This window comes from Thalassobacillus sp. C254, from assembly GCF_001310615.1.
Genome location: NZ_BAXQ01000014.1, coordinates 81555 through 98960, shown reverse-complemented (window position 1 = coordinate 98960; position 17406 = coordinate 81555). Strand labels below are relative to the sequence as shown.

Annotated in this window: 18 protein-coding genes, 3 pseudogenes and 1 riboswitch; of the genes and pseudogenes, 7 read left to right on the top strand and 14 right to left on the bottom strand. The window is 40.9% G+C overall.

What is annotated here, in order from left to right; genetic code table 11:
- Positions 1-983, bottom strand: a 983-nt coding sequence (locus tag JCM19033_RS13880; RefSeq protein WP_083465458.1) for a potassium/proton antiporter, incomplete at its 3' end; no start/stop codon positions are given.
- A gap of 256 nt (positions 984-1239) precedes the next feature.
- Here JCM19033_RS13880 and JCM19033_RS13875 point away from each other — a divergent pair.
- Positions 1240-2191 (top strand): annotated as a pseudogene (locus JCM19033_RS13875) (arsenic resistance protein).
- Between the two features lie 330 nt (positions 2192-2521).
- A complete protein-coding gene (locus JCM19033_RS13870) occupies positions 2522-3061 on the top strand; it encodes a hypothetical protein (protein WP_054636723.1) in 540 nt (179 codons plus the stop codon).
- A 102-nt stretch (positions 3062-3163) separates the two neighbouring features.
- Here the strand turns inward: JCM19033_RS13870 and JCM19033_RS25975 are convergent.
- The 7 genes and pseudogenes from JCM19033_RS25975 to JCM19033_RS13845 all read right to left on the bottom strand — a co-directional run.
- Positions 3164-3307, bottom strand: a pseudogene (locus JCM19033_RS25975) (M48 family metalloprotease); the annotation flags it as partial.
- A 2-nt stretch (positions 3308-3309) separates the two neighbouring features.
- A pseudogene (locus JCM19033_RS13865) lies at positions 3310-4723 on the bottom strand (SpoVR family protein).
- A gap of 350 nt (positions 4724-5073) precedes the next feature.
- On the bottom strand, positions 5074-5391 hold the full coding sequence (locus JCM19033_RS13860) for a hypothetical protein (RefSeq protein ID WP_054636718.1): 318 nt from the start codon (positions 5389-5391) through the stop codon (positions 5074-5076).
- A 610-nt stretch (positions 5392-6001) separates the two neighbouring features.
- Entirely contained in the window at positions 6002-8116 is a 2115-nt protein-coding gene (locus JCM19033_RS13855; protein WP_269758223.1) for a heavy metal translocating P-type ATPase, read from the bottom strand.
- A gap of 1 nt (position 8117) precedes the next feature.
- Entirely contained in the window at positions 8118-8483 is a 366-nt protein-coding gene (locus tag JCM19033_RS13850) for a metalloregulator ArsR/SmtB family transcription factor (protein ID WP_054636717.1), read from the bottom strand.
- 230 nt (positions 8484-8713) lie between these two features.
- Positions 8714-8950, bottom strand: a complete 237-nt coding sequence (locus JCM19033_RS25970; protein ID WP_269758222.1) for a hypothetical protein — start codon at positions 8948-8950, stop codon at positions 8714-8716.
- Positions 8910-9401, bottom strand: a complete 492-nt coding sequence (locus tag JCM19033_RS13845; protein WP_269758221.1) for a sulfite exporter TauE/SafE family protein — start codon at positions 9399-9401, stop codon at positions 8910-8912. The genes JCM19033_RS25970 and JCM19033_RS13845 overlap by 41 nt, the downstream gene beginning before the upstream one ends.
- Positions 9402-9661: 260 nt before the next feature.
- Here JCM19033_RS13845 and JCM19033_RS13840 point away from each other — a divergent pair, with 260 nt between their 5' ends.
- The 3 genes from JCM19033_RS13840 (at position 9662) to JCM19033_RS13830 (ending at position 12047) form a co-directional block, all read left to right on the top strand.
- Positions 9662-9946: a hypothetical protein gene (locus JCM19033_RS13840; RefSeq protein ID WP_054636716.1), complete on the top strand. Its 285-nt coding sequence runs from the start codon at positions 9662-9664 to the stop codon at positions 9944-9946.
- A gap of 203 nt (positions 9947-10149) precedes the next feature.
- A complete protein-coding gene (locus tag JCM19033_RS13835) occupies positions 10150-10653 on the top strand; it encodes a YusW family protein (RefSeq protein ID WP_054636715.1) in 504 nt (167 codons plus the stop codon).
- A gap of 179 nt (positions 10654-10832) precedes the next feature.
- A complete protein-coding gene (locus JCM19033_RS13830; RefSeq protein WP_054636714.1) occupies positions 10833-12047 on the top strand; it encodes an MFS transporter in 1215 nt (404 codons plus the stop codon).
- Positions 12048-12351: 304 nt separating this feature from the next.
- On the opposite strand, the gene JCM19033_RS13825 is transcribed toward JCM19033_RS13830, so the two are convergent.
- The 6 genes from JCM19033_RS13825 to JCM19033_RS13810 form a co-directional block, all read right to left on the bottom strand.
- Entirely contained in the window at positions 12352-12723 is a 372-nt protein-coding gene (locus JCM19033_RS13825; protein ID WP_054636713.1) for a ferredoxin, read from the bottom strand.
- 19 nt (positions 12724-12742) lie between these two features.
- Positions 12743-13225: an ABC transporter ATP-binding protein gene (locus JCM19033_RS27570; protein WP_306301356.1), complete on the bottom strand. Its 483-nt coding sequence runs from the start codon at positions 13223-13225 to the stop codon at positions 12743-12745.
- 14 nt (positions 13226-13239) lie between these two features.
- Entirely contained in the window at positions 13240-13518 is a 279-nt protein-coding gene (locus tag JCM19033_RS27565) for an ABC transporter ATP-binding protein (protein ID WP_306301355.1), read from the bottom strand.
- Positions 13518-14549 carry an iron ABC transporter permease gene (locus tag JCM19033_RS13815; protein WP_054636722.1) on the bottom strand — a complete coding sequence of 344 codons (1032 nt, stop codon included), beginning with the start codon at positions 14547-14549 and terminating at the stop codon, positions 13518-13520. The genes JCM19033_RS27565 and JCM19033_RS13815 overlap by 1 nt, the downstream gene beginning before the upstream one ends.
- Before the next feature lie 104 nt (positions 14550-14653).
- Positions 14654-14971: an ABC transporter substrate-binding protein gene (locus tag JCM19033_RS25965; protein ID WP_269758220.1), complete on the bottom strand. Its 318-nt coding sequence runs from the start codon at positions 14969-14971 to the stop codon at positions 14654-14656.
- Between the two features lie 16 nt (positions 14972-14987).
- Positions 14988-15659, bottom strand: a complete 672-nt coding sequence (locus JCM19033_RS13810; protein WP_269758219.1) for an ABC transporter substrate-binding protein — start codon at positions 15657-15659, stop codon at positions 14988-14990.
- Between the two features lie 309 nt (positions 15660-15968).
- A riboswitch (cobalamin riboswitch) is annotated at positions 15969-16167 on the bottom strand.
- Positions 16168-16299: 132 nt separating this feature from the next.
- Between JCM19033_RS13810 and JCM19033_RS13805 the strand changes: the two genes are divergently transcribed.
- Both JCM19033_RS13805 and JCM19033_RS13800 read left to right on the top strand, forming a co-directional pair.
- Positions 16300-16641, top strand: a complete 342-nt coding sequence (locus tag JCM19033_RS13805; protein ID WP_054636712.1) for a hypothetical protein — start codon at positions 16300-16302, stop codon at positions 16639-16641.
- 319 nt (positions 16642-16960) lie between these two features.
- The gene (locus JCM19033_RS13800) at positions 16961-17350 is read left to right on the top strand and encodes a DUF2243 domain-containing protein (RefSeq protein ID WP_157049894.1); all 390 of its coding nucleotides are present in this window, start codon (positions 16961-16963) and stop codon (positions 17348-17350) included.
- The last annotated feature ends 56 nt before the right edge of the window (positions 17351-17406 follow it).

Sequence of the window (17406 nt, the reverse complement as noted above, 5' to 3'; positions counted from 1 at the left end):
CCTATGGTAGATATAAATACTGCAACAGGCCGGGCAACAAACATTAAACAAATGGATAGAAGAAGGCCGGTCCAAATGACATACCAGGAGAAAATATCCTGTGGAGAAGCCAAGAGGCCTAAGATCACAAACATAACAATTTGAGCCATCCAAGCCAGACCTTCCTGAAAACGTGAAATGGTGTACCGATACGCGAGTTCAGAGTTTCCAATTACTAATGCCGATACATATACAGCAAGTAACCCACTGGCCTGGGAAAATTCTGCTGCACTATAAGTAATAAAGGCAAATGAAATGGCAAAAATGGGATACATACCACTTATATCAATATTAATACGGTTAATGAGAAGAGATGCCCCTTTTCCCAAAACCAGGCCTAAAACAACCCCAAAGAGCATTTGCCAGAAAAATGCTCCTATCATAAACAAGTAATCATTGTTTTCTATGGTAATGAGTTCAATCGCTGCCAAGGTTAAAAACACAGCCATAGGGTCGTTGGCACCTGATTCCCCTTCCATGGCTGCACCTAACCGGGCTTTTATGTTTTTTCCTTTTAATGTGGCAAATACGGCGGCAGCATCCGTGGAACCAACCAAGGCTCCCAGCAAGAAAGCTTCAAACAAAGTCAGATCTAGAATCCAATAAGCAAAAAAAGCAAGAATCACTGATGTAAGAAGCACAGTTACGGTGGCCAAGGAAATGGCGGTACCAATCACGGGTCGTACAGTAGACCAATTGGTATGAATGCCTCCCTCAAATAGAATAATTACAAGGGCCACAATCCCTATGACTTGAACATACTCTACGTCAGTTAAATCAATGAAACCAATTCCATCTGTACCAGAAGCCATCCCTAAGCCAATAAAAAAGATGAGGGATGGGATTCCTAACCGGCTTGAAAACTTAGTGACAATTACACCCAAAGCCAAAATCAACCCAATGAATAGTACCATATAGTCACTAATAAAGTTACTTGTCAACATAACAATGCACCCTCTGAATAGTAAGTTACATACTCTGAATTTTTAACAGTATATTCCCTCTTTATGTACCATCTAACCGTTTGAAAGCCTACGTTTACAGGCTGACTTTCTTAAATTGCACTGCGTAACCATTACCACCGTTTTAATGCCTGGCCTCCCCCCAAAGCTGATACAAATAAGGAAAACTTACTGAACAGTTAAACTATGATAAAATTACGTCATTCAAAAATTATTCTTTAGCAGGCTGTGATACCCAATGAACTTATTAGAAAAACTATATACTTTTATTATTTTCTTAGCAGTATTGATTGGAATAGGTATAGGACAAACAGAGTTAATAAGAGCTAATGCGGAAAGCTTTATTGTTCCTTTACTAGTAGCCATGCTTTATATTACTTTTTTACAAATTCCTATGGAAGAATTAAAAAAGCTTTTAAAGACATTAGGTTTACATATACTTCAGTGATTATAAACTTTGTCTGGACCCCCATCCTGGCATGGCTTCTGGCAATGGTATTTTTAGGTGATAACCCAGCATTATTTCTTGGATTTATTATGCTTATGGTTACACCATGCACTGACTGGTACTTGATCTTTACAGGGGTGGCAAAAGGAAATGTTGCGTTATCAACGGCCATCTTACCTCTAAACTTAATTCTCCAAGTCATTTTGCTTCCTGTTTATCTTCTTATATTTGGAGGAACAACAGGGGTTATAGAACTTTCTTTTCTCATTGAAAGCATCTTGGTTGTTTTATTCATGCCACTAATTTTGTCTCTTCTAACAAAGATGTTCTTGAGAAAAAGGCAACAGGTAAGGGATAACCTTATATCCACTCTCAGCGTGTTACCTATCATTTTTCTAAGCCTTGCAATCGTTGCTATGTTTGCTTCACAAGGCCAATTACTTCTTGATAATTTAGATGTAATGTGGAAAATTATTATTCCTATTCTATTATTTTTCATAGTAAATTTCTTTGTCGGTCAAAGAATTGGAAAGGTAATGAGGTTTTCAAACTCCGACAGAGCAAGTTTAAGCTTAACTACTCTAGCAAGAAATTCGCCAATTGCTTTAGCAATTGCTATGACCGCCTTTCCAGATCAACCTTAATCGCTTTAACATTAGTAATAGGACCGTTATTGGAACTTCCTATTTTGGCTATCATTACTCAGCTGTTACTATTCACTTCTAGAAATAGAAATACTTAAAAAAACCTCGAAAGGAATAATGTCTGTAAATAGGTTATTTTAGTAAAGTCAAACCTTCATCTAGTTATCTATAAGGAAAGCCCTTCCTCTCTCGTGGGTTTTTTGTGCATAAATATTCTGGAGCACTCTTTTCCAACCATCCGTAAAGACGGTATCCTTACCACTTTCTCCTGTATCTATATGCACTGAGGATTATATTGACAATTCACTATAAAGGAATTATAATCCCATTTGTAGGAAAAAATAGATACATAATGTAGAAGAGGAGTTATTATTATTATCAAATTAAAAAGAATTGGAAGCGTAGTGGGAGCAGTATCTTTCACTGCAATGTTAGCTGCATGTTCAACAGATTCTTCTACTGAACCAGTAGAGGGTGAATCAGCGGAGGAAGAAGTAGTACAGGAGATCACTGAGGAGGAAGTTTTGGAATTTCAGGAAAGCTGGGGAGAAGGAATTGTTCATATCGGAGAAGTATACAGCGAGGGTGAAGACTATGAAGCCGCTGCTTCTGAGCATATCGAACGTTTCTATGGTTATGATACCGGCGATGTCCTTTTCAAACCAACTTTAGCTAGTGAGGAACGTTTCCGCGACACCTTTGAAGGAGCGTTGTCTTATTTCATAGGAGGAAATGAAGCGTATCCAGAGGATGATGGTTTTGCCATTGCACCTTGGACAGATGTACAGTGGGAAAATGAAGGAGTTATAATTGAAGGAAATACAGCTCTAAGTATGGGTGTGTATTATTTTACACCAGCTGATGGAGGAGAACCTGTTGAAGTAGAATACAATTTCGCTCATACAAGAAATAATGATGGCGACCTGAAAATTGTTCTTCACGGCTCTCATTACCCGTATACTCCTTAATTAATTGGCTCTGGCACATGAGATAACAGAAAAAACAATACCTGCCTCAAAAAAAGCTGGTCTTATCTACAAAGTAGATAGACCAGCTTTTTACATTTACTATTATCTCTCTTCAAGACGCGCAATTCTTTCATCAAGATCAGGGTGGGTGGAGAAAAGCCTTGCCATACCACCTTTTCCGTTGATTTTCACCGTCTGAACAGCCGAATCATCGGTACGGTCATTGACCTGAGCTCGGTTAACATGAGTTATAAATACCTTCTGTGCACTCTTCTTCCATCATACGTAAAAACGGTATCTTTCTCATTAACAACTGTCTCAATATGCACTGGACGTCCCCAAAGTTGATATAGGTAAGGAAGTACTTTTTCCAAATATTTCACATCAAGCTCTGTGTCTTCAAAGTGATGGGTGATAAATAACTCCCCAGCTTTGAGGTAATCTCCATCAGTTACTGTCAGATAAGGGAAGCCGCCGTTTACTCTAGATGAGATGAGCTGGTCACGCACTTCCTTCCATTCTTTATCGATGATCTTATACTCTTTTCCTTTTTTCTGGAACAAGTACATATCCTCTCTCGTTACCAGCTCTTTTGTTAAGTAGTTGCGGATAAAGGAAATATCAGACTCTACTTCTCTTACCTCATACATTTTTTCTCGTCCGCTTCCCTTTTCCACTCCTCGCTGCATCATTCTTCGGTTGGGTTATTATAACGCTCCTCGATGTCTTCAAAAATCTTCAGCCCCAAGTAGTAGGGATTGATTGAGGTTTTAGATGGCTGAACCACTCCAGCATTAAGCTTTGCAAATTCCACACTTTCATCGGATGTTAAGTCCATCTCTCTGAGTATCCTGCATGCCAGTACGAAGCCCAGCCTTCGTTCATGATTTTTGTTTCAAGCTGCGGCCAGAAATAAAGCATCTCTTCCCGCATCATGGTTAAGATGTCACGCTGCCATGGTTCTAGTTCTCGGCTGTATTCTTCAATAAAAAGAAGAATATCCTTTTCCGGCTGTGGAGGGAAAGCTTTTTTACGTTTGCGTTGCGGTTCTTCTTTCTTTTTCACATCCATTTTCCATAAATCATCGTATGGAGTATTTCTTTCCTTTGGCTCATCTTCATCTATCTCATACACATCGTCAAGGGACCAGGACAACTTTGGTCGAACCAAGCTTGGGTCAATATGCTCTTGGATCGCCAAGACTGCATCCAAGAATGTTTCCACTTCTTCCTTACCGTGAATCATTTCATAGTTAGAGATTCGTTCTGCAGTGGCACTCATACTCTCCACCATGTCACGGCGGGTGTTTGCAAACCTGGCATTATTTTTAAAGAAATCACAATGTGCCAGCACGTGAGCGACAATCAGCTTGTTTTGGATCAGGCTGTTGCTTCCTAGCAAGAAAGCGTAGCATGGATTTGAGTTAATGACTAACTCATAAATCTTGCTTAGTCCCAAATCATACTGAAGCTTCATTTTATGAAATTGCTTCCCAAAGCTCCAGTGGTTGTACCTCGTCGGCATACCGTATGCTCCAAATGTATAAATGATATCCGCTGGACAAATTTCATATCTCATTGGGTAGAAATCAAGCCCGAATCCTTCTGCGATCTCCGTAATTTCCTCAATCGCCCGATTTAAATCCTTAAATTCATCGGTCATTCTTAGGCGCCCCCTTAATCATGCGTCTTCTTTTATCTTTATGATTTGTCAAAGACAGGCATGACAAAAAACATTCTAGCAGAGCCCTTTAAGAGCTGAATAATACAAGGTAGAGAGGCCCCCTCGTTCGACTTTTCCGTGGTGCCTCAGGAAGCACAAAAAAATGATCCTGATCATTCGATTCAGGACCTTACCACCATGGTCTCTTCTTCAGTTTCTTTTCTAGTTTCCTCATTTTTTTTTGCCATTTCAGGTATTTCGGGTCATTATCTATTTCTTTACTCCTTTGCTCAAAGAGTGGATACATTAGACTACGCTTTCTCTCTCTCTTTTTCATAATATCCCTCCTGTTAACTGGCTTCTTTTGAAGGGTTGGACGATCCCCAAACAAGATTTGGTAAGCGGGTTTTGATCACTCGGCAAAGGGATTCGGGCACTTTTTCCATCGTGCTTGCCCGCATGACATGGGTAACCTTTTTTTCTCGTTCGCAAAGAACCACGCGGATCATGTGGCGCTCTTTAATAAAGACATCCACGTAGGTCTGCCTGTACCCTTCTGACAGACGACAACTGACCACTCCGCATCGCAAGGAGTCTTGAAAAAACGGTGGGTGGGAAAGAGCTTCTTCAATGGCTTGACAAGCAGCTTTTGTCCACTTTTCTCTCATCGTCTTCTCTCCTTTTTACGTAGGGTGGGAAAAAGAGGATTTCCTTTGTTTCTTATTTCTTTTCCTGTCCATTATACTTGATGTCAGACCTATTTATTTGTTTTTTCTGAATACGATATATAAAATAATTTCTTTCTAAGGATTACGGCCCTCTTATACAGGTATTCACCGTTTGTCCGCAAAGTCACGGCAAGTGAGCAAGGTATTTCCTTTCAATACGATTGACGACGATATTAGAAAGAATCACAGTCGGCGAAATCACCTTTCTCTTACCACTCCTCTCTTGCTTCAAGCAAGGAATTAAATGCCTCCTTGTAGCGCATGCATGTGATGTGCGACATGCAGCTGCCTTAAACCTTCCAACTTTTCAGTTGTAAACTTATTCCCTTTTCAAATTGAACCAAGCAATAATCAAAACTCTTGATACTCTTCATGAAGTAGCCATCATCAAAAAGTGAAGCAAGGATAAAAATCTATTCTCCATCGTTCCTTATTTCGTTATTATAATAAACTTATCCTCTTACTTCTTTTCCATGAATCATTTTATAATTAGAGATTCCCTCTGCATCATGACAAAAACCTCCTAGTTACCGTTCTACTAGGAGGAAAATTACTTGTTAACTTTTATTCTGGTCAGCCTCATACCATTTAATGTCACAAGAAGAGTGGCACCTACGTCTGCTAAAATCGCCAGCCACAGAGGCAGCCAGCCAGCAATAATGAATGCCATGGCAATAAGCTTTATACCAATAGAAAATGCAATATTCTGCTTTATAATTTGTATAGTTTTTCTGCTGAGTTGAATAGTGAACGGCAATTTGCTGATATCATCAGCCATTAATACAATATCTGCTGTTTCAAGAGCAGTATCAGTGCCTGCCCCTCCCATGGCGATTCCCACTGTGGAAGCAGCTAAAGCAGGGGCATCATTTACTCCATCTCCTATCATGGCTACCTTCTGCTGTTCTTCCTTCAGCTGTTTTACAACTTCTAGCTTTCCTTGTGGAAGTAATTCTGCTTGAACTTTTGTGATACCTAGTTGCCCTCCAATTGAATTCGCAGTTAAAGAATTATCACCTGTCAGCATGATTGTGTTCTTTACTCCCAGGCGATGCAGTGACCTTATAATCTCACGGCTCCCTTCACGAACTTCATCGCGGACAGCTATCAGTCCAAGGACAGTGGATTTATCAGCAGTAACGATAACTGTTTTTCCTGCTTCCTGCAGCTGTTTAACCTTTTTCATTGCAGTCTCAGATAACGGTGAAACCTGCTCCATTATAAACTCCGGGCTTCCTACGTAAAATATTTGACCGTTTACTGATGCTTGAATGCCTCTACCTGTCACAGATGTAAAGTCAGCCAATTCATACGGAGAATGTTCTCTCTCATTTTCCTCTGCCTTTCTAACAATGGCAGCAGCTAACGGGTGTTTAGACCCTTTTTCAATGGCTGCGGTAATTGTAAACCAATCTGTCGTATTTTCTTTTTGTAAAGGAATAATGTCTGTTACCTCTGGTATTCCCTTTGTTAATGTGCCTGTTTTATCAAAAGCTATAGCAGATAACGCACCTGCTTCCTCCAAGTAGACTCCGCCTTTAATCAACACACCGTTTCTGGCTGCATTTCCAATAGCCGTCACAATAGAAACAGGGGTAGAGATAACTAAAGCACATGGACATGCGACAACAAGCAGTGCCAGCCCTCGGTAGACCCACTCGCTCCAGTTCCCGCCAAACAGCAGCGGAGGAACCGTAACCATCACTAGAGCCACTGCCATCACAGCTGGTGTGTAATATTTGGCAAATCGATCAACAAAAGCCTGTGAAGGCGCACGTTCTGATTGAGCTTCTTCTACCATGTGAATAATTCTTGCGATCGTTGTATCTTCGCTTCTCTTGGTGACTTTGATTTCCAGAAGCCCTTCTTCATTTAATGTTCCGGCAAAGACTTCACTATCAATCTCTTTTGTAACGGGTATCGATTCACCTGTAATAGCCGCCTGGTTGACAGAGGAATATCCATTTACCACAATACCGTCCATAGCAATTTTCTGCCCTGGCTTCACGATCATTATATCCCCAATCACTATTTCTCCCACAGGAATTTCAATCTCCTGTCCGTTTCGTAGAATGGTGGCAGTATTGGGGGCAATACCCATTAGTGACCGAATAGACTGACGGGCTTTATCCATTGAATACATCTCCAGCCATTCACTGATCGCAAAGAAAAATACTACGGCTGCTCCTTCTGCCCATTCCCCAATTGCTGCAGCACCAAGGATAGCTACTGTCATTAACGTTTTCATGTCAAAGCGAAGTCGGACAAGGTTTTTAAAACCCTGGATGAACAAGCTGTATCCCCCAATAAGAATGGAAGAAGCAAAAGCTATGACTGGCAGAAGAGTTTCATCATCCATCACGAGGTACAATATCAATCCTAGAATGAGTAATATCCCTGAGATAATCGTTTTTACTGCCCCCTGGTTTTTCCATAAGGGAATACGGGTCAGTTGTTCATTTTCATGCACTACCCTCAAGTTTTCAAAAGCCCCTGCTTTTTCTACTTCTTCTATAGAAGGGTTACCGTACACTGTAATTTTTGAAGCTCCAAAATTTATTTTGGCGTCCTTTACGCTTGGCAGCTTCTTTACATTCTGCTCAAACTGAGCAGCACAGTCAGTTCAGGTAAATCCTTGAACATTGTAAGTCTTTTTTTCAGCCATATCACTCACCTTTTTCTTCTTGCTTATGTTCATAGGCGATGAGGATCAATTGTTTAATATGATCGTCATCCAAGGAGTAAAATACTAATTTGCCTTCTTTTCGGTATTTTGCCAGCCCCATATTACGTAAGAGCCTGAGGTGATGAGAAGCCGTGGCGGTGGTAGCTCCAATGATATGGGCCACATCACAAACACATAATTCGTCTTCCTGACTCAGGGAATAAGCAATCTTCATTCTTGTGTCATCAGCAAGCGCCTTAAACATTCGAGCCATATGTTGCATATCTTCAGCTATAATTGTTTCTTTTAATCTGTTGACTTTTTCCTCGTCATAACAAAATATTTCACATTGATCCTTTGGTGTCATATGTCTCCCACCTATCATTCAAATATTAATTTGATTGTTACAATAATATTATATTACATGATTATATTCAAATGAATGTTTGAATGTTAATTAAAAAATCTCCCCTTTTCGGACAAATAGTTAATGGATAATAGGTACAGTTTCTGTCCTTTTTTGGCACATATACTGTACCCTATTAAAGTGTTCTTAACTAAACAGGATTAAATTAATGGCTGCCAGCAAAACCATTATCATGCAAGGTTTTTGATAAAAGCAGCAGGAAGGTTTTCAAACCACTTTAATCCTAGTGCTGTTCCTAAAAACACTCCCAGAATTCCTGCCAAAATATACCCAAACAGCGAAACATCAAAATCACCATTCAGGCCGTGGAGGAGCAGGGTAAATAAACTTGTTATGACTACAGTGACTTGCAGATTGGCATTGTATTTATACTTGTCCTGGTAAAGCATCAAAAAAGTAAAATACAAAAAATGGGCCTCCTACTGCAAAAATCCCGCCAATAAACCCACCTAAAAATCCAAGTACCAACGGTGTCACTAGCTTCATTTCTGCAGAAGGAGAGGCTTTCTTTTTAAGAAGTAAGTAAATAACCATTCCAATCAAAAAGAAACCAAGCACCTGTTTCAACACATCCATATCTCCGTAAGCTGTCAAAATAAAAAAAGAGAACACCCTTCCTGCCATCGCAGGAAGGATAATAAGTAGAAGACCCTTCAGTTCTATGTACTGATACATTTTTCGAACAATGCTCAACGAAGCCACAAATAGTAACGCAATAACAATCAGCGTGCTTTCTTTTAACGTAAGAAAAAGCGGCAAGAATCCCATAGCAACTAATCCAAAGCCAAAACCGCTGGCCCCCTGAATAAATCCCCCAATCACAACGATAACAAAGACAAATAATAATTCTAAGCCCACTTTGTTCAACACCAATCAATAAGTATTATTCTTACTTTGACGTCCCTTCCTTTTTATCATATAGGACTGATCATCACTTGTGTTGTCTTCTGCTCATAACAAGTTGTTAAAAAATTGATGCCCTCTTGCTGTATTGGAAGCTACTTAAAAACATATTGCTCCTTACCTGTTCATAAATCTGATAAAAGGCCAAACTCATTTTGTTTAAATACAATAAGTGCTGTGAGTATAATGGAAAAAGCAGAAAAGGAGGTGTTGGAATGGCAGGTAGAGTATTAAAGTGGGTAGCAGGAGGATTAGAAGCATTGCTTGGCTTTCCCATTCTCGGGGCAACGATCGTTTTAGGATTCTATTGGGTACCATTATTAATTATGCTTGCATTACATATCGTAGCGTTAGTGATCACAACGAATGAAGGCAGAAAGAAAACAGGACATATTTTGGGGATTGTCACCTCCTGCATAGCATGGATTCCGTTTGTGGGAATGATTATGCACATCATAACCGCTACCTTTTTACTGATCGAAGCAGGACGAAACGAATAGGGGGGTGCCTGGCACCCCATCTAGGTTTGTAACATTTGTAATGATACTTCCCCTATATAACAAGGGTTTCCATTGATTTAGGCTCTCCTCCTCTTTTCAGTGCCTGGCACCCCAGCTATATTTTCCTCATCCTCCTTTTGTGAGCATAATTTATTAATTTCTAGACACTCTAAAAGTATAAATATGCCAAAGGAGCGATGACATTGAAGAAATTCACCCGTGGTGCCGTTTTCTTTCTAGCTGTAATGTTAACTTTTATGAGTACAGGATGTAATGGAGGCGATGCAGCAGGTCAAGGAGGAAACCAAGCCGGAAACCAGGCTGGAAATCAGACCGGCATGAATGCACAAGACAACTTCGGTGGTCAAGCTTTTCAAACGAACGTTGATAACATTCGGGAATTTGACCTTGAGGTTAGAACGATATACGACGATGAAGTAGAATGGGAATATAAACGAACCACCAATGATGTAGATGCAAAAGTGGAGCACGAACATGGAGAAGAAGCTGATCAAGGCGGTGACTGGGCTGTACAGCATATGGAGGAAATGCTGGCGCAATTGAATGTTTCCAGTCAAATGAGCGAGGCTCAAATTGCTGATGAGGTGTTAGCTATTTTTGGACTTGTTCCAGAAGAGATTAATGACTTCGGCCTTGAAATCACTTTTGCAGACGGTACTGAAATTGAAATTGAACGTTTATCGTAAATTAGTGAAAAAGCATTCTTCGGAATGCTTTTTTTATTGGAGAACATTGTTGACCCTATCGCATTCACAGACTTTCCCTTCCACTTTTTCCTTCTTTCCTGCCATACTAATAATACTCATGTTTTCTTATCCCGACTTGCTGGCCTAAAAGACTGGTAAACTGTGAAAGGAGTCAACTTATGTCCTTGTCCTATATCAATGAATCTTCCAAACAATTCATTTCCACTTTTATATTGTTCTGGTGCGGCCTGGTTATCTTATCGAGCATGTATCTAACGATCCCTTTAGAACATGACCTGTCTCATACCTTTGGTGTAAGCTTGACTCAGGCAGCCTGGATCGGCAGTTCTTTTTCTCTTTGCTATGCCATTGGATGCCTTCTTTACGGCCCTTTGTCCGATCGCTACGGCAGAAAGGTTTTTTTGGTCTCAAGCATTAGTATATTAACAGCAGTCACTATTACCTTAGGCTTTATAGAGAGCTTTTATGTGTTGGTCTTATTAAGGGGCATTCAAGGACTAGCAGCTGCAGCTTTTGCTCCAATTTCTTTAGTTTACGCTGGTGAAATGTTCCCGCCGCAAAAGAGGCTGACTACTGTAGGATATATAAGCTCCGGGCTTCTAATGGCCGGAATCATCGGTCAGGTAGTAAGCGGAGTGATAAATGAATATTACGGCTGGCACTCAATTTTTTTCATTCTTGGTGGAATTTATTTCATAAGCACTATACTCGTTATCACACTCCTGCCTAAAGACATTACTGAAAGAAAAGAAGAAAGTATACTAGCAACATATAAGTATATGTTTACATTTATAAAACATAAACAGTTCATAAGCGCTTTTTCTATTACTTTCATGCTCCTCCTTTCTCTTATCGGTATGTACTCTGTGCTGGGAACCTACTTAAGGTCAGAATTCAGTTTATCTGATCAGCAGATTTTATCCATACGGGCAGCTGGAATCCTGGACATGCTTCTTGCTCCATTTGCCGGGCGAATCGCCCAGAATATTGGGGTTCTTACTGTTCTTAGAGCTGGTTTAGGACTTGCTTCCGCTGGACTGCTGGCTTTGAGTGTCAGTCCGTCTCTTCCGCTGATTATTATAACGAGCGTGGCGTTTACAGCCGGCATTGCCATTGTCACCCCTGTGGTGATTTCTCTGATTAGCCAACTTGCTGGCCCGGCAAAAGGCAGCGCGATATCTTTTAATGCCTTCGTCCTTTTCCTTGGGGCAAGCCTGGGGCCCATCCTTTCAGCATATCTCTTGAAGACCGCTGGATACCTGCCATCCATCCTTGTATTAGGCACACTGCTTTTTGGGGGATTTCTCCTGACCTTTGCAACCGGCTCTTTTGCTCCTGAAAAAACAGGTAAAGCAGAGCATCAGAGCTCCTAACGTAACTAAATATGCTTTCAAAAAAAGCCTCCCTTTTACCAAAAGGGAGGACCATATTGTTAAGAGACCCAACTTCACGATATAAAGAAAGGCTTCTTACAAGTTTATTATGAGTGGCGTTCCCCGTTACTTATTCCTTTTCTATAAAAGTGAAAAAAACGACTTTGAGCCGTTATTATTTTAAACAAACTCCTGTCCGTCTTCCCAAGATGCAAATCCTTTATAAGCTCTCATAAAATCTGCTTCTCTAGCCACAATACGGACAGAAGAAAACGGTTCACCTGTATATTTACAGGTAGCCTTTTCATCTTATATCTCTTTTGTATATCCCTACTGGTGCTTCTTGCTGCCGCAAGAAACCACCATCACTATATTGATAAGCTAATGAGTCTTCCAAAATCGTTTTTTCCTGTATATGCTTTGTTATAATTTCTTTTCCTGTTTGTCTACTAATACCTTGATACCATATACCTTCTGGGTAAACAATGACCACACAAGCGTCCTCACATCTTCCATTACACCGTGTTCTTGTCGTATGAACCATGTCGTCTATTCCAAGGTCCTTAATTGCTTCCCTGATTGCTAAAGTAACTTCTTCTCCACCCTGCTTCATACAGCTTCCCCCGTTACAAATCAGAATGTGGTGGGAAGTTTCTGATAAATTCCAAGTCGCCATAAATAAATTGCCCCCTTTGTTAAGAATGCATCCCTTCAGATAAATAAGTAATAGCAAGTTTCTTGGTTATGGGGTGCTCCATTACTACAGTTTCAACGCCGAAAATTTCTCTCATTAGCTCAGTGGTTAATACATCCTGTGGGGTTCCTGATGCATAGATCTCCCCATGGTTAAGCACGTAGATCTTATCGCAGTATGCTGCAGCCAGGTTTAAGTCATGTAAAGCTCCTATTACCGTCTGCTTTAAACGCTTAACCAGATCTAATATTTGCAGCTGGTGCTGGATATCGAGATGATTCGTCGGCTCATCCAAAACAAGGACATCAGCCTCTTGTGTTAACGCTCTGGCTATTATAACCCTTTGTTTTTCCCCACCTGATAACGAGGCGAAGCTTCTTCTGGAAAACGAAAGCATCCCCACTTCTGATAATGCTTTTTCTGCAATTTTTTCATCCTCTATGTTATCTCTGTCCAGAAAACGTTTGTGAGGGGATCTGCCCATAAGTACCATTTCTTTTACCGAAAAATCAAACGGAACACTTGACTCCTGCTGACAACGGCCATATGTTTCGCCGTTTTTTTAGCCGTCCAATTATATATATTTTCACCGTTTACTTCCACAACGCCAAAGTCAGGCTTAAGGTGCCGATAAATGCTTTTTAACATCGTAGATTTCCCGCTGCCGTTAGGTCCCACAATCCCGACAAATTCATTTGTATCTACATGTAAATTAATATTTTGCAGTATTTTTTCACCTGATAAATCTTTTGAAAGATCTTCTACTTTTACATGCATTATGATTCACTCCCAAACGAGTATGTACTTCTTCGCAAGAGCCAAATAAAAAACGGTCCTCCGCATAAGGCGGTTAGAATACCTATAGGCATTTCCTCCGGTGCAGCAATCAGCCTTGCTCCAATATCAGCCCATATTAGAAATACAGCTCCAAGCAAAGCACTGACCGGCAGCACCCTTTTATGGTCTGAGCCGATAAGCAGCCTCACAATATGGGGAATCATTAACCCTACAAAGCCAATGGCTCCACTGACAGCTACCAAAACCCCAGTAAGAAGAGCAGTAATAACTAAAAGGATCTTTCGGAATTGATCAATATTCATCCCTAACGTAGCTGCCGTCTCCTCTCCCATAAGGAGAAGATTTAATGAACGTGATTGAAACCAAAGAAAAAGAAACACAATAACAAGAGAAGCTAAAGGAATCCACAGGTTCCCCCAGGTTCCTCCGGCTAAACTGCCCATCAACCAGTAAAGAGCGCTTCGAATTCCTTCTTCTCTAGGCGCAGAAATAACAATGAAGCTCGTCACTGCACTCAATATCATAGAAATGGCTATGCCGGCTAGAAGGAGCCTCGCAGTAGAAATTCGTTTATTTACTTGCGCTAACAAAAAAACCAGAACAATGGAAACTAATGCTCCTAAAAACGCAGCAAGTGAAAGAGCATATTGGCCAAATACACTGAAAGCTCCAAACAGAATCACCAAGGTAGCTCCAACAGAAGCACCTGAAGACACACCGAGAATAAAAGGGTCGGCCAGGGAGTTTCGAACAAGGGCCTGGATAGCCACACCTACAATTGAGAGTCCTGCTCCTACAACAGCGCCCAAAAGCACTCTGGGCAAGCGGATATCCCAAACGATGTGATCATGAGCAGGAGTCCACTCGGATGTGATCCATGCATTCACAAACGGAACCTTCGAAACAATGATTCCCCATACTGCTTCAGGGGAAATAGCAACTGGTCCCAGCATTACCCCTGCAGTTATCGATATCAACAGTAATCCTAGAAGACCGCTGAGCCAAAGCATGTAGGTAACTTTATTCCTTTTTAGCTGTTTCTCCTCCATTTTATCTTTCCCTGGTAAAGGGGTGGTCTCATAAGTTTTTGCTATACCGCTCATAAGAAAGTCCCCTAATTTTCGTTAGCTATATCCGGGTAAAATCCTTCTGCCATCAACTCAAACGCTTCAGGAGCTCTGACTCCTTCAGCAGCAGCAGATAAGGGAACGACTACAAAATTCTCTTCTTGTATTGCTGTCACACTTTCCAAGGCATCATATGATAACAAAAATTCTTTTTTCTGCTCTGCTGTTGTTTCCCCGTAATCAACAATAACGATCCATTCAGGGTCCTCCTCAATCACCGCTTCCCAGCTTACGTTCCCCCAGTTTTGGTCCAAAGCATCAGAGAATATGTTAGTCCCGCCTGCCATTTCAATTAAGTTTGTCATAAAAATTGACTGCCAGTCATTGGCTCTTGTTCCCCGCTATCATATACAAATACCTTAAAGGATCATCTGTATCCGGGTCTATTTGCGATTGAACGTCAGCAATCCGCTGATCCATAGCAGAGATTAATTCCTCAGCTCTTTCTTCCACTCTAAATATCTGGCCTATATTAGTAATATCCTGATATACATCATCAAGCGTCGGGCCAATCATTGAAGAAGACTCATGAAGATAAGGGGTGATCCCGTACTCAAGGAGCTGAGTAAAGGTTCCTATATTGTCCTCTGTAAAAGCACTTTCCCATCCTGCGTAAGCAAAATCAGGTTCAACATTTAAAAAAGGCTCCTGGGAAGGGTATTGATCTGCCAAAACAGGTACACTCTCATAGGCATCCTGGTATTCAGGATGTATGCCGTCATCTAAATATGCAGTCCCTGCCATATGGTCTTCAAGCCCTAGAGCGAGCATAACTTCTGTTACGTGCTGGTTTAATGTCACTGCACGCTGGGGTGCTTCTTCAAATGTAAGTTCTTCCCCATTGTTCTCAATGACCACTGCTTCATCCTGGGACAAAGAATCAGCCTCCGCTTCAGCAGCTCCGGTTTCAGTATCGCCCTCTGCTCCACATGCTGCCATAATAAGAGTTCCGGTCAATAAAAAAGACAACGGATATGTTTTGCTCCACTTCATTTTATTTCTCCTCCTCAGTAATCATAAATAGTAATTATTACGATTTATATTTTGAATTATAAGGACACTTCCTCTTTTTGTAAAGATTTCTTTCCTCTTCATACCAAAGCGTGTTACTTGTGTACTTTTTTCATTAACTGCAACCACTCCTTTACCAAAAAAATAAGCGGTTCTACCCCGGGGATCGGGTTAGAAACGCTTACTTCTCATCAAATATATCTGGAAGGCTTGTCACGCCTATTAAGGGTATATTCAAGTGAAGGCACACTTTGGTGCAGCATCTAACCACCTCCCTAATTCCCGTAGGTCAACAGTGATGTTGAAATAGGCAGGTCTCCTGACTTGGGGGTTATCCTCTCGTCCCTTCCCGGTGTTACCCAGTGAGATTACTCGAGAAAGCCAATCATTACATTGGCCCCCTTACAGTGGCGGGTCCGTGCCGGAGTTTCACCGGACTTCCCTATTAAGCAGGCAGTATTTGCCTTGCACCTATTTCCATTGCATGTATAATTTTAGTAAATCGTATCATTGATTCCTTGCCTTGTCCATCTTCTCTTATCCCAATCTAAAGTTTTATGTTCGTCTGTTTCGGATAATGAGTTTAAAAAGGTGAAATAATAATAAAAAGGAGGTAATAGGAATGGCGCACGATCACTCTGTTCATGAAAAACATTCCCACGAGCACAGCTTGTCTTGCGGGCACACTAAAATTAAACATGGTGACCATATTGATTATGTTCATGACGGTCACCTTCATCGCGAGCACAACGGCCACTGGGACGAATGTAAAATTTCAGTAACAGAAAGTAACCCTGACGAATGTGCCCCCATGAACTGCGGATGTACTCACAATGATGACTGCGGTCACGAGGTTGTTCCTCATGGCGATCACTATGACTTTCTTGTCAATGGACGTCTGCACCATGTACATGGCGACCACTGTGATGACCACGGACCTGTAGAGTTAGTAAAAATAGATTAGTGTCTTCTGCGGCTGTCCCATTAACGGGGCAGCCTTTTTGGTGTCATGAAGATTGTAAATGTCGTCCAGTATATACCACGCGTAGACATTTATCATCGTTGTATTTCACTGCCGGACAAAGCCTGTTATCAGGTTATCAAATAGTATTTCTTCTTTTGTTCAAAACATTATTTCATGTTCCTGCCAGAGGATCAATCCATATTCAGGTAAGTGATCGAAATGCATGAAGGATTGCCGGAAAAGATAAAGAAAAGATTTAAGGGGGATGTGAAAATTAAATGTAAGCACAGGTAAATAGTAACAAGAGAAAGGAGGTACCATGTTGACTCGCTTCATCAGTTACTTCTTTGGTGTTTTTTTTGTAGACTTGCTGTTTCATCAATATCAGGCTCAAGCTTTTGGGTTTCCTGCCCAAACGACGGGAGAAAGGCTGGGGGTTTTGGCTTTTGCCGGAGCAGTCACATTGCTTTTTTATTTTATCTCCTGGCGTTTCTTTCCGCCTTCTTTTTTCCATGGTGTCCTCATTGCCTCAGGCTTTTTTGCGACGTTTGATATTATCGTCATACATTGGATATTTCATCTTCATCGTCTTACATATGGCCCGGAAGCTTTTATTATTGAACTTCTGCTCGTTATCACAGGCTTTGGTATGCTTGCTTACGGTCTTATCAGAGAAAGGAAGACGATAATTGAGGAAAAGTACTATTAATAAATACCATCTTCCTTTACAAAAAAGGTCCCTTATACTCTTTTGTATAGAGAATA